13 protein-coding genes are annotated in these 12565 nt (G+C 69.8%); 3 read left to right on the top strand and 10 right to left on the bottom strand.

The window, feature by feature from the left end:
- Positions 1 to 3: 3 nt before the first annotated feature.
- The gene (locus ACH54P_RS33265; protein WP_489907260.1) at positions 4 to 384 is read left to right on the top strand and encodes a VOC family protein; all 381 of its coding nucleotides are present in this window, start codon (positions 4 to 6) and stop codon (positions 382 to 384) included.
- Here the strand turns inward: ACH54P_RS33265 and ACH54P_RS33260 are convergent.
- The 7 genes from ACH54P_RS33260 to ACH54P_RS33230 form a co-directional block, all read right to left on the bottom strand.
- Positions 376 to 1230, bottom strand: coding sequence for an amidohydrolase family protein (locus ACH54P_RS33260; RefSeq protein WP_489907259.1), 855 nt, complete (start codon positions 1228 to 1230; stop codon positions 376 to 378). The genes ACH54P_RS33265 and ACH54P_RS33260 overlap by 9 nt on opposite strands.
- A complete protein-coding gene (locus ACH54P_RS33255; RefSeq protein ID WP_489907258.1) occupies positions 1227 to 2774 on the bottom strand; it encodes a benzoate-CoA ligase family protein in 1548 nt (515 codons plus the stop codon). Before ACH54P_RS33255 ends, ACH54P_RS33260 begins: the two co-directional genes overlap by 4 nt.
- A gap of 8 nt (positions 2775 to 2782) precedes the next feature.
- Positions 2783 to 4204 (bottom strand): benzoyl-CoA 2,3-epoxidase subunit BoxB, encoded by a 1422-nt coding sequence (gene boxB / locus ACH54P_RS33250; RefSeq protein ID WP_489907257.1) that lies wholly within the window; start codon positions 4202 to 4204, stop codon positions 2783 to 2785.
- 5 nt (positions 4205 to 4209) lie between these two features.
- Positions 4210 to 5829: a 2,3-epoxybenzoyl-CoA dihydrolase gene (boxC, locus tag ACH54P_RS33245; protein WP_489907256.1), complete on the bottom strand. Its 1620-nt coding sequence runs from the start codon at positions 5827 to 5829 to the stop codon at positions 4210 to 4212.
- Positions 5830 to 5861: 32 nt separating this feature from the next.
- Complete coding sequence (locus ACH54P_RS33240; protein ID WP_489916774.1) at positions 5862 to 6299, bottom strand: hypothetical protein; 438 nt, start codon at positions 6297 to 6299, stop codon at positions 5862 to 5864.
- Positions 6300 to 6381: 82 nt separating this feature from the next.
- A complete protein-coding gene (locus tag ACH54P_RS33235) occupies positions 6382 to 7284 on the bottom strand; it encodes a GNAT family N-acetyltransferase (protein ID WP_489907255.1) in 903 nt (300 codons plus the stop codon).
- A 152-nt stretch (positions 7285 to 7436) separates the two neighbouring features.
- Positions 7437 to 9863, bottom strand: a complete 2427-nt coding sequence (locus ACH54P_RS33230) for a beta-glucosidase H (protein WP_489907254.1) — start codon at positions 9861 to 9863, stop codon at positions 7437 to 7439.
- A 95-nt stretch (positions 9864 to 9958) separates the two neighbouring features.
- On the opposite strand from ACH54P_RS33230, the gene ACH54P_RS33225 reads away from it, so the two are divergent.
- Positions 9959 to 10540, top strand: coding sequence for a TetR/AcrR family transcriptional regulator (locus ACH54P_RS33225; protein WP_489907253.1), 582 nt, complete (start codon positions 9959 to 9961; stop codon positions 10538 to 10540).
- 2 nt (positions 10541 to 10542) lie between these two features.
- On the opposite strand, the gene ACH54P_RS33220 is transcribed toward ACH54P_RS33225, so the two are convergent.
- Both ACH54P_RS33220 and ACH54P_RS33215 read right to left on the bottom strand, forming a co-directional pair.
- Positions 10543 to 10926, bottom strand: a complete 384-nt coding sequence (locus tag ACH54P_RS33220) for a PPOX class F420-dependent oxidoreductase (protein ID WP_489907252.1) — start codon at positions 10924 to 10926, stop codon at positions 10543 to 10545.
- A gap of 10 nt (positions 10927 to 10936) precedes the next feature.
- Positions 10937 to 11524 (bottom strand): dihydrofolate reductase family protein, encoded by a 588-nt coding sequence (locus tag ACH54P_RS33215; protein ID WP_489907251.1) that lies wholly within the window; start codon positions 11522 to 11524, stop codon positions 10937 to 10939.
- Positions 11525 to 11614: 90 nt separating this feature from the next.
- Here ACH54P_RS33215 and ACH54P_RS33210 point away from each other — a divergent pair, with 90 nt between their 5' ends.
- Complete coding sequence (locus tag ACH54P_RS33210; protein ID WP_489907250.1) at positions 11615 to 12070, top strand: winged helix-turn-helix transcriptional regulator; 456 nt, start codon at positions 11615 to 11617, stop codon at positions 12068 to 12070.
- Here the strand turns inward: ACH54P_RS33210 and ACH54P_RS33205 are convergent.
- A complete protein-coding gene (locus ACH54P_RS33205; protein ID WP_489907249.1) occupies positions 12067 to 12516 on the bottom strand; it encodes a MarR family winged helix-turn-helix transcriptional regulator in 450 nt (149 codons plus the stop codon). The two genes, ACH54P_RS33210 and ACH54P_RS33205, sit on opposite strands and share 4 nt — an antisense overlap.
- Positions 12517 to 12565: the final 49 nt, after the last annotated feature.

The following is a 12565-nucleotide window of genomic DNA, read 5'->3' as shown; positions in this document are numbered from 1 at the left end:
GCCATGCTGACCGAATCGACCATCACGACGATGCTCCCGGTGACCGACAGCGAACGCGCCGGCCACTTCTACGCGGACTCCCTCGGCCTGAAGCAGACGGGGAAGGGCGAAGACGGAACCCTCTACTTCACGGCCGCCGGCGGCGCCATCGGACTCCGCCCGATGCCGGCCGGAGCGCAGAGCGAGAACACCGCACTGAGCTTCGAGGTCGGTGACCTGAACGCCGAAGTCAGAACCCTGGAGGACCGCGGCGTGCGGTTCCAGGACTTCGAGGTGGAAGGCCTGAAGACCGTCGACCACATCGCGGAGCTGGGCAACGAACGCGCCGCGTGGTTCAACGACTCCGAAGGCAACGTCCTCTGCCTGCACCAGGTCCTAGGCTAGCCCCGGCATCAGCTTCACCGCGTTGCCCCCGAGGACGCCGGTCAGGACGTCCTCGGGGAGGCCGAGCCCGATCAGCGTCCGCACGTTCTTCGCGACCGAGGGCACCCCGGGCCAGTCCGTCCCGAACACGAACTTGCCGGCCAGCCGGGCCAGGTCGAACCGCTGGTAGTACTCCGGCAGCTTCTTCGGCGGCAACCCGGCGAGGTCGAGCCAGACGTTGTCACGGGCCAGCGCGAGGAACGCCGCCACGTCGTACCACCAGCCGCGGCCGCCGTGGGCGAAGACGAACTGGAGCGCCGGGAAGTCCTCGACCACGTCGGACAGCAGCTCGGGATCACCGAAACTGGTGCGGGAGCCGGGAAAGCTCGACGTGCCCGAATGGAGGATCACCGGCACCCCGCGCTCGAGACACAGCTGGTAGACCGGGTACAGCTCCTTGTCCGCCGGGGAGAACGCGCCGTGCACCGGGTGGATCTTCAGCGCCACGGCACCCAGGTCCAGCTGCCGCGCGACCTCGGCCGCCGCCGGGTGGTGCAGGTACGGGTTGACGTTGGCGACCAGCCGGAACCGCGCCGGGTTGTGCTCGACCAGCGGCAGGTTGTCCTCGATCGGCTGGATCCCGGTCGCCCGCGGGCTGTACTCGCAGAACAACAGGACCCGGTCGACGCCCTCGGCCTCCATCAGCTCGTCCATCGCCGACGGGATCACCGAGCCGTCTTCCGCGTACACCGAACGCCACGGGTACGTCCCGGCGAAGTCGTGCGCCCACTGCAGCCAGGCGGGTTTGAGCGTCGGCAGCCGCGGCGCGTGGACGTGCGCGTCGACGACGAAGTGCCCGTCGATCATGAGTGCGGTGCCACCACCCGCAGCACGTCGCGGACCTGTTCGCGGATGACGTTTCGGCGGATCTTCCCGGTCGCCGTCTTCGGCAGTTCCGCCAGCTCGACCACTCCTCGCGGGCGTTTGAACGCCGCGAGGCCTTCGCGGCAGAACTCGATCAGCTCGTCCGGATCGACCGCGAAGCCGGGCGCGGCGACCACGCACGCCACGGGCTTGTCGAGTCCGTCGGCGTCCGGCGCGGCCACCACCGCGACCTCCGCCACCGCCGGGTGCTGCCGCAGCCGTTCCTCCACTTCGGACGGCGACACCCAGATCCCGCCCGCCTTGAGCATGTCGCCGAAGCGGCCGAGGCAGCTGTAGGTGCCGTCCTCGTTGCGGACGTAGCTGTCGCCGGTCCGCAGCCATTCGCCCTGGAAGACCAGCTTCGTCGCGTCGTAACGCGCCCAGTAGCCGGTCGCCGTCGACGGGCCGGCCACGAACAGCTCGCCCGGCTTGCCGACGGCGTCGATGACCGCGCCCGTCTCGTCGCGGAGCTGGACGTCGTAGCCGGGAACGGGGACGCCGGTGCTGCCGGGCCGCACCGCGCCGGGCCGGTTCGACAGGAAGATGTGCAGGGCTTCGGTGGACCCGATGCCGTCGAGGATCTCCAGCCCGAAGCGGGCGCGGAACCGTTCGAACAGCGACGCGGGCAGCGGCTCCCCGGCCGAAACCGCGTGTCGCACCGAAGAGAACGAGTCGTCCGGGACGTCGCTGGCCAGCAGGGCCGCGTAGAACGTCGGTACCGCGAAGAAGAGCGAAGGCTCCTCTTCACGAGCGCGTCGAGCGAACAACGCGGGCGTCGGCCGCGACGGCTCGAGCAGCGTCGTCCCACCCGCGCCGAGCGGGAAGAAGCACGAATTCCCCAGCCCGTAGGCGAAGAACAGCTTCGGCACGGACAGGAACCGGTCCGCGGAAGTCGTCGCCAGCACGCCACGGGCGTAGGTCTCGCAGACCGCGCGGATGCTCGCGTGCCGGTGCATCGCGCCCTTCGGCTGCCCCGTCGTCCCCGAGGTGTACAGCCACAACGCGGGCGAGTCCTCCCACGTCTGTCCACTTCGGAACGAACCGGCCAGTGACGACCACGGGTGCGTCCGGACCGGGATGCCCCCGGCGTCGGACCGGTCGAGCAGCACGTCGGTGACCTCGGGGGCGAGCCCGAGCGCGGTGACCGCCTGGTCGGCGAACTCGCCGGACACGCACAGCACGCGCGCCCGCGAGTCGGCCAGCATCTTGCCCAGCTCGAGCCCGGTGACCATGGTCGACACCGGCACGGCCACCGCGCCGGCCAGCATCGCGCCGAGGATGCCGGTGAGCAGCTCGACGTCGTCGACCATGCAGAACATGACCCGCTCTTCGGGCCGCACGCCGAGCTCGACGAGGCCACCGGCGACCCGGCGGGACTCCTCCGCCAGCTCGGCGTAGGTGAGGGACCGGCGGGGCGACACGACCGCGGTCGCGTCCGGACGCCCGGCCGAGAGCAGGTACTCCGCGGCGTTGAACCCTGTCGCCACCAGACCTCCTACGTGAGGTACACGTACTCGTAGTCGAAGGGCTTCCCGTTGATGCCCTGCCGGGGCGGCGCCACCCAGCTCGCGATCTTCCCCCGCTCGTACACCGGGTGCATCAGCGAGCGGACGAACGTGAGGTCCTCGGTCGTGGGCAGCCACTTGCGTTTGCCGGCCTCCCAGGTCGCCTCGTCGACGATCGTCCCGTCGGGAGTGACGTGGTGGCCGGAGTTTATGCCGACTTCGCGGTTGAAGCCAGGGTGCGGCAAGCGGAACGTGAAGTCGACGCCGGCTTCGGTGAGGATCTTGTTCCACCGGTTGACGCCGGTCTGGCAGTCGGCCACGTACTCGCTGCGCAGGTCGAGGTTCAGCAGCAGGATCGCCTGCAGCTCCTCGGTCGTCCACGTGCCGTCGCCGTTCGGCCGCTCGATGGTGCGGGCGTCCTCGGTGAGCTTGTGGTCGTCCTTGCGGCGGGTCTCCTGCCAGCGGCCCTTGAGCCCGGCGGTGTAGTAGTTCGCCGCGTTCGTCGACGTCTCGCTGCCGAAGAGGTCGAGCGAGACGGTGTAGTGGAAGTTGATGTACTTCTGGATGACGTCCAGCGGGATGCCGCCGTGCGGGCCGATGTCGTACGTGTCGTGCTCGCGGATCAGCTCGGCGCTGCGGGTCACCACGCGGTCGACACCGGTGGTGCCGACCATCATGTGGTGCGCTTCTTCTTTGAGCATGAACTCGCAGGTGCGCGAGAGCGGGTCGAAGGAGCTCTCCTTGAGCGTGCCGAGCTGGTACTTCCCGTCGCGGTCGGTGAAGTAGGTGAACATGTAGAAGGCCAGCCAGTCGGCGGTCTCCTCGTTGAACGCGCCGAGGATGCGGGGCGCGTCGGGGCTGCCGGAGTTGCGCAGCAGCAGCCCTTCGGCCTCGTCACGGCCTTCGCGGCCGAAGTAGGCGTGCAGCAGGTACACCATCGCCCACAGGTGCCTGCCCTCTTCGACGTTGACCTGGAACAGGTTGCGCAGGTCGTAGAGGCTCGGCGCGGTGAGGCCGAGGAGCTTCTGCTGCTCGACCGACGCCGGCTCGGTGTCGCCCTGGATCACGATGAGCCGCTGCAGGTCGGCGCGGTACTCGCCGGGCACCTGCTGCCAGACCGGCTCGCCCTTGTGCTCGCCGAAGGCGATCCGCCGGTCCGGGTCGCGCTCGGCGAGGAAGATGCCCCAGCGGTAGTCGGGCACGTTGACGTGGTCGAAGTGCGCCCATCCCTCGCGGCCCACGCTGACGGCGGTGCGCAGGTAGACGCCCTGGGTCTCCAGCGTCGGGCCCATCTCGCCCCACCAGTGCATGAACTTCGGCTGCCAGCCCTCCAGGGCGCGCTGCAGCCGCCGGTCCTCGGAGAGGTTGACGTTGTTGGGGATCTTGGCGTCGTAGTCGATCTTCTCGGGCATCTGCGCTAGACCCGCTTCCTGTCGAAGACGGCCTTCTGCCCCGTACCGTATCGGCGCAGGGCGCCTTCCGGCCCGGATGCGTTCGGCCGGGTGAAAATCCAGTTCTGCCAAGCCGCCAGCCGGCCGAAGATCTTGGTCTCGATGGTCTCGGGACCGACGAACCGGTGGTTGGCCTCCATGCCGGTGAGCGCGTCCGGGGACAGCGACGCCCGGCCTTCCAGCGCGATCCGGATCTCGTCCTCCCAGTCGAGGTCGTCCGGGGCGTCGGTGACCAGGCCGAGCTCGACGGCTTCAGTCGGGCTGAGGGCCCGGTTCTTCTCGCGCGCGAGCCAGGTGAGGTGGTCGTCGTCGCCGTAGAACCGCGCCTGCAGGCGGGAGAGGCCGTTGCCCATCGGGAAGGCCCCGAAATTGGCGTCGGTGAGCCGGATCGAGGCGCGTTCGGCACTGTCTTCGTCGTCGATCGGCGGGCCGTCCAGGATGTACTGGCGGTCCGCGGCCAGCGCGATCTCCAGCAGCGCGCCGGCGAAGCAGCTGCCGGGTTCGATGAGCGCGATCAGGCTGCGGCTGGTGACGTCGAGGCGCTTGAGCGTGCGCTTGAAGTAGTGCGTGATCTCGTTGGCCAGCCAGTCCTTCCCGCCGAGGACGGCCTGCTCGTGGGCGAGCACCTTCTCCGGATCGCCCTGGGACTTGAGGATCCACGTGCCGGCTTCGACCTCGTTGGTGCGCAGCCGCAGGATGGCGTCGTCCAGCTCGCGGGTCATCGCGAGGAACCAGCCGCCCGCCCCCTCCTCGTGCAGGTCACCGGGGTCGTTCCCGGGGCCCTTGATGGTGATCGTGGCCTGGTCCTTGGTCACATCTATGTCGACATAGCGATGTTCCAGGGGCGTCAGCTCGATGCCTCCCTCGCCGGTCCGGCCGGACTCCCGCGCGATCTCACGGGCCCGCTTCGCCACGGCCTCCCGGAACCCCTGGCGCGGCACCAGTTCGTCGACCAGGCGCCAGTCGACCGCCGTCTTGCCCTTGACGCCGTCCGGGCGCGTCGCGAAGACGTCGGCGAGGTCGCGGCGAACCCGCCGCTTGTCGACCACGCGGGTCAGGCCGCCGGTGCCGGGCAGCACGCCGAGCAGCGGCACCTCCGGCAGCGCGACGGTCGAGGAGTTGTCGTCGATCAGGAGGATCTTTTCGCAGGCCAGCGCGATCTCGTAGCCACCACCCGCGCACGTCCCGTTCACCGCGGCCACGTATGTCTGGCCGGAGTGCTCGGTGGCGTCCTCCATGCCGTTGCGGGTCTCGTTGGTGAACTTGCAGAAGTTCACCTTCCACTGGTGCTCGGACGCGGCGAGCATGCGGATGTTCGCGCCCGCGCAGAACACCTTGTCCTTCGCGCTGGTCACGACGACCACGCGGACCTCGGGGTGCTCGAACCGCAGGCGCTGGGTGGCGTCGTACAGCTCGATGTCGACGCCGAGGTCGTAGGAGTTGAGCTTGAGCTCGTAGCCCGGGACCAGCCCACCCTGCTCGTCGACGTCCATTTCCAGCCAGGCCACCTCCCCGTCGATCTGGAGGCGCCAGTGGCGGTACTCGTCCGGACGGCGGTCGAAGGTCACCGGTGTGGTGGTGGTCACTCACCCGATTGTCTACATGGTCTCGACGGACGTCAATGTTGTGTAGAAACTTGATCTCGCGAGGTCACCCGGTTGAGCGTCGCCCAGGCCCAAGTGACGAAGACCCACAGGGCGACGGCGGCCGCCGAGTCGGTGAAGATCGTCGCCAGCCAGAACGCGGGGATGTGCACGTCACCGACCAGGAAGTGGCCCGCGCTGGCCAGCCCGGACAGCGAGTACACCAATAGGAACGCCAGCGCCCGCGGGTAGTTCCCGTGCCCGTACGCGCGGTGGCCGAGCCAGCCGAACGTCGTGAACAGCGCCCAGCCGAAGGCGACCACGATCTGCGTGGCGAGCACGGAGACGCCCGGGAGCTGCGGGTAATCCACCGCCCGGATGACGTTGTGCGCGTAGTGCAACGTGGTGCTGAGCAGCGAAAAGCCCAGGATCAAGCGGAGCGGCGCCAGGCCCTTCTCCTGCAGAACGTCCATCATGAACCCCCGATTTGATAGATCGCTCTAGCGACGGTACCGCGAGGCGGCCGCGCCGGGCAAGACGCGGCCGCCCGCGGCGTCACACGAGGTCGATGCGGTGCTGCGTCACCGGGTAGCCCGCCTTCGCGAAGGCCTTGGCCATCGGGACGTTGCCGACGTCGGTGCCCGCGACGATCCGGTCCGCGCCGTGCGCGACGAGGTCGTGCGTGGCCTCGACCAGCAGGTCGTACGCGTAGCCGTGACCGCGGTGCTCCGGCACGACGGCGATGTAGCCGACCACCGGGTCGTACGGGTTGCGGCTCGGCAACGTGAGCCCGACCAGCTCACCTTCGCGCGTGTACGCCAGCCGCCACCAGTCCCGCGGCGCCGGCATCCACCGCATGATGTCGAGGTCTTCCCGCGCGGCCACCTCGAGGCCGTGCTCTTCGACGGTCTTCCGCACGTGCGCGTCGAGGCTGCCGACGTGCACCCGCTTGAAGACGTCGAGGATGACGTCGTCGTCCGGCTCGGGCCGGAACTCGAGCCGGCCGGGCTTCTCCGGCAGGCCGTTTTCCGGGGTCCAGCGGAACCGGTAGCGCTCGACGAGCTTGCGGTAGCCGGCCTGCTCGGCCGCTTCGACGCGGACGTTCACCTCGTGGGCGACGTCCGGGTCGTCCTGCCACGCGGGCGGCGTGGTCAGGGCGTACTCCGCGCGCAGCGGCGCCGTCTTCAGCAGGTGGACGCCCGCGTCGAAGTCGGTGAAGTCGAACCAGTCCAGCGCGAGCGGCGCTTCGTCGTCCGGCCCCGCCCACCAGGCCGCCCGCGCCACGACGACGTCGTCGCGCAGCGCGACCCAGGTCCATTCGGGCCGGTATTCGCCCTTCTTCGCTATCTCGGCGAAGTCGTTGCCGAGCAGCGTGCGGCCGACGAGACCGCGGTCGGGCAGGGAGGTGAACAGTGCTTCTTCGCCCGCTTCGAGCGAGCGCACGACCAGATCGGTCATGGAAATCCTTCCGGGAGGACGCGCTCCCGGTCAGACAGCCGGCACCCTCGCGGCGAGGTGGGAGCGCGTGATCGGTTGCGTGATCATCGTTCCCACCTCCTTTCCCTGGTCACGGGTGCTTCCGCAGAGCATAGGGGTGCCACCCGCGGTGATCAACGGATTTTCTGCAGCACCACCCGGGTGCTCAGCCGCGGCTCGGCGTAGGAGTGCGAAGCCTCCACGACGTACTCGCCCGCGATGTGCCGCCAGCCGTCCCGCCAGACTTCGACCGACCTCGGCCGGACGGCGATGTCGGCCTCGACGACCTCGCCCGGCCCGGCTTCGACGCTCGCGAACCCGGCGAGCCAGCGGTCCGGCCGGTCGCCGCGCTCGGTCGGGGCCAAGTAGAGCTGGACGACTTCGCGCCCCTTGCGCGTCCCGGAATTGCGTACGCGGACCCGGACGCGCGCGCCGCCTTCGTCGTCCGGGTAGACGTCGAGTTCTTCGTAAACCCACGTCGTGTAGCCCTGGCCGTGGCCGAACCAGTAGGCGGGCTGCCGGTCGGTGCGTCCCCAGGCGCTGTAGCCGATGTAGACGCCTTCGCGGTACTCGAGCACGCCTTCTTCCGGTGTCACGTTGGTGACGGGCGCGTCTTCGAGCTTCGCCGGCCAGGTCGTCGGCAGGCGGCCACCGGGCTCTTCGCGGCCGAAGAGGACGTCGGCGAGCGCGTCGCCACCGGCCTGTCCGGGGAACCAGGTGAGCAGCACCGCGGCGACGTCGTTGCGCCACGGCATCTCCACCGGCGAGCCGGCGTTGACCACGACCACGGTGTTCTTGTTGACGGCCGCGACCCGCTCGACCAGCTCGTCCTGGCGGCCCGGGAGCGAGAGAGACGTCCGGTCGAAGCCTTCGCTTTCGACTTCGGCGGTGGTGCCGACCACGACGACGGCGACCTCCGACTTCCCCGCCAGCGCAACGGCTTCGTCGAGCGCGGCGTCCGGGTCGAGCACCGGGCCGCGGTGCCGGAGCGCGAAGGTGACCCAGGCGAAGGTGCCCCTCGCGAACTCCGCCATCTCGGACGGGATCCAGTAGGTCAGGCTGACTTCCACGGGCTCGCCCGCGGTCAGTTCGACTTCGCGGCGCTGCTCGTTGACCTGCATGATCGACGTGAAGATGTCCCCGCCTTCGGGCAGGTTCACGCCGTCGAAGAGGGTCTGCCCGGCGACGGTGAGGCGGAGGTCGCCGGGGCCGGTGACGCCGAAGGTGTGCGTGCCGGTCTGCTCGGGGAGGAACGTGCCTTCGATCTCGACCGACGCGAGCGTGCCGATGTCGAGGCCGGCGGGAAGTTCCCCGATCCAGTCGATTTTGGCTTCCCTGAGCGGAAATTCAGCCAATCGGGTGCCGTCCGTGGCTTTGGCGGTGGCGCGGAGCCGGAAATTGTCGGTGGCCGGCGGTAGCGTCGTTCGCGGATCGGCACCGGTGGCGAACGTGAGCTCGGTGCCCGGCGGAACGGCTTTTCGGAGGCCGTCGAGAGGGGAGACGACGTGATCGGGGAACACCGTGGCACTGCCGCCGCCGAGGATCTTCGGGTCCGCGGCCGGCGCGCCGACGAGCGCGATGCTCTGCGGTTCACGCAGGGGAAGCAGGCCGGTTTCGTTGCGGAGCAACACGAACGACCGGTGCGCGACCTCGCGCGCGACCGCATCACCGTCCACATCGGACGAGAACGGCAGCGGACCGCCGCCGAGCGCGCCGGTCCGGTTGGCCAGGAGGAGAACGCGGCGGACCATGGCGTTGACGACTTCTTCGCCGACCTCGCCGCCGCGCACGGCTTCGGCGAGCCGTTCGCCGAACACGGTGCGCGGGCCGGGCATCGCCACGTCGAGGCCGCCGCTGGCGGAGGCGACGGTGTCGCGCGCGGCCAGCCAGTCGGAGACGACGAAGCCGTCGAAACCCCATTCGTCGCGCAGCACGCCGTTGAGCAGCTCGGCGTGCTGGGTCATCGTGACGCCGTTGACGCTGTTGTAGGCGGCCATGATCCCCCACGGCTTCGCCCGCCGGACGATGAGTTCGAACGGCGCGAGGTAGAGCTCGCGCAGCGCGCGCTCGCCGACGTGCACGTCGGCGGTGAAGCGTTCGGTCTCGAAGTCGTTGGCGACGAAGTGCTTGACCGTGACGGCGACCCCGCCGTCCTGCACGCCGGTGACGTAGCCGGCCCCGATCATCCCGGTGAGGAGGGGATCTTCCGAGTAGCACTCGAAGTGCCGGCCACCCAGCGGCGAACGCTGGAGGTTGACCGTCGGCGCGAGCAGGACGTGCACGCCCTTGCGGCGGGCCTCCTGCGCGAGCAGGCGCCCGACCCGCACCGCCAGCCGCGGGTCCCAGGTCGCGGCGAGCGCCGTCGGGCTGGGCAGGGTCACCGACGGGTCGTCCGGGCTCCACCGCACCCCGCGGACGCCGACCGGGCCGTCGGAGAGCACCAGGGAGCCCAGGCCGATCCGCGGCAGCGCGGGGAGGCTCCAGACGTCCTGGCCGGCGAGGAGGTGCGCCTTGGCGTCCAGGTCGAGTTCGGCCAGCAGCGCGTCGACGTCGAAGCTCATGCACACCCTCCGCGGTCGGTCCTGCCGTCACTCTACCTGGCATTGGGTAGTGAAAGTTATGGTTCCGTGACGGCCTCTCCCGTAGGCTCGGGATCATGACCCGGGCCAGGGGCGTCGACCGCCGCGAGAGCATCGTCCGAGCGGCGTTCGAGGTGATCGCCGAACGCGGCTACCGCGGCACTTCGCTGGCGGCCGTGGCCGAGCGCGTCGGGCTGACCCAGCAAGGCCTGATGCACTACTTCCCCACCAAGGAAGACCTGCTGACGGCGGTGCTCGAGACCCGCGACGAGTGGGACCTGCTGCACTTCGGCCACGCGCCGCCGGGCGATCCGTCGGCGATGACGGTGAACCAGCTGGCCGACCTGGTCGACTACAACGCGACCCGGCCGGGCATCGTCCAGACGTACACGGTGCTTTCGGCGGACAGCGTCACCGAAGACCACCCGGCCCGCAAGTACTTCCACGACCGCTACGCGCGCGTCCGGGCGGGCATGACCGAGATGCTCGAACGCCACCGGGACGAACTGCCACCCGGCACCACGCCGGAACAGCTGGCCCCGATCGCGATCGCCGTCCTCGACGGCCTGCAGCTGCAGTGGCTCCTCGACCCGGCGGAGGTCGACATGCCCGCCGGGTTCCGCACGTTCCTGACGCTGCTGGGCATCAAACCCGGCTGACGTCAGCCCATCCCCACACTCTGCCGGTCCACCTCGATCAGCGCGACAACCCGCTCCTGCTCACGCGGGTACGGCCCGCCGAGGTACTTCGTGGCGATCCGGTCGACGATCTCCCAGCCCGCGTCGCCGGTGATCCACTCGACCACCCGGCCGCGGATGACCACCGGCTCGAACGGGTTGTCCGGCGGGGTCAGGGAGAGTGCCACCCGCGGGTCACGCCGCAGGTTGCGAGCCTTGCGCGAATCCGGCCCCGTCATGATCGCGATGCGGTCGCCTTCCGGGTCGACCCAGAGCGGGATCGAGTGCGGGGCACCGTCGGGCAGGACGGTGGCGAGGTGGGCGACCACGGTGGTCTGGAGGATGCGGCGGACATCGGCGTCGAGCATGGGGATCTCCTCAGTTGACGGCGTAGTGGAGGTGGGTGACACCGGGCGCGGGAACGGCTTCGACGAGGCGCAGCCGCACGTGCGAGGGCAGCTCCTGGAAGAAGGGCCGTCCACCGCCGAGCAGGACCGGGACCTGGTGGAGGACGATCTCGTCGACGAGCCCGGCTTTCAGCGCCGACGCCAGGGCACCGCCACCCATGAGGCCGACGTCCTTGCTCCCGGCGGCCTCCCGGGCGGCCGCGATCGCGTCCTCGATGTTGTCGACGAGGGTCTGCTTCGCGGTCAGCTCCGGCGCCGGACGGTGGCTGACGAGGAAGAGCGGGGCGCCCGGGTGCGGGCTGCCGCCGCCGAAGCGGTCCGAGTCCTCGTAGGTGTTGCGGCCCGCCACGATCGCGCCGACGCGGCCGGCGAGGGTGTCGAAGACGCGGGCGCTGGGCTCGCTGAGCTTGAAGAAGTCGAACACCCGGCTTGGCGTGTCTCCGTCGGTGTACCAGTCGAAGAGGGTCCCGCCGTCGCCGAGCCCGTGCCCGGGGCGGGCCCCCCGGCCGGTGATGTACCCGTCGACCGACACGGCGTGGGCGCTGAAGACCTTGCTCATCGCTGAGATCCTTTCGGCGTTCCTTGAGGAGACTCCAGAACCGTAGCAGGCTCAGTTCCCTAAGGGAACCCAGAATGCTAAACTGGCGTCATGCAGCGCACGAACTTCAGCGAACTGGCCGCGTGCTCGATCGCGCGCACGCTCGACGTCATCGGAGAGCCGTGGTCCCCGCTGATCCTCCGCGACATCTGGGCCGGCTTCAGCCGGTTCGAGCAGATCCAGGCGGACCTCGGCATCTCGCGCAAGGTCCTCACCGAGCGCCTCAACCACCTGGTGGACGAGGAGGTCATCGAGCGCCGCCCGTACGACCGCCGCCCGCGCTACGAGTACGTCCTGACTGAGAAGGGCGCCGAACTGGTGGACATGCTGATGGTCATGACCCGCTGGGGCGACAAGTGGCTGGCAGGCGAGGCGGGACCCCCAGTGCTCTACCGCCACCACGCCTGCGGCGAAATCACCAAGCCCGACCTGCGCTGCCCCCACTGCGGCGAGCCGATGCACGCAGGAGACATCGACCTCCTCCCGGGCCCCGGCGCGGAGAGCTAGCCCAACAACCGCGGCTGGGCCACGATCTCCCGCAGCCGTCGCAACGTGCGCAGAGTCGTCTCCAAATCCCCCTGCGACACCTCCGCCGCCACACCTTCCGCCCACTCGACCTGCGCCGCCCCCAGCTCTCGCATCGCCGCGCGCGCCCGGTAGGTCAACGACAACAGCGGGGCCCGCGCGTCGGCCGGATTCGGCGAGCGGTCCAGCATTCCGTTGCGCAGCAGGCGGTTCACCGTCTCCTGCACGCTCTGCCGGCGCAGTCCGCGGCGGCGCGCCACCTCCGCGGCCGTCGCCGGGCCGTCCTCGAGGAAGCCGAGCACCTGCCACTGGGCCGCCGTCAGGCCGACCGGCTCCGTCAGCGCGTCGCCCGCCGACAGGAAATCGCCGTTGCACGCGAAGACCGCGTCGATCACCCGGGTGAACGTCTCGGCTCGATGGGACCGCATGCGTGCTAGTCTCGCACATCGACAGGCACCTGTCGAAATGGAGACGACC

The organism is Amycolatopsis sp. N2S4-7 (genome assembly GCF_058119595.1).
Note: the sequence above shows the minus strand (reverse complement) of the source record. Positions and strands in the feature narration are given on the sequence as shown.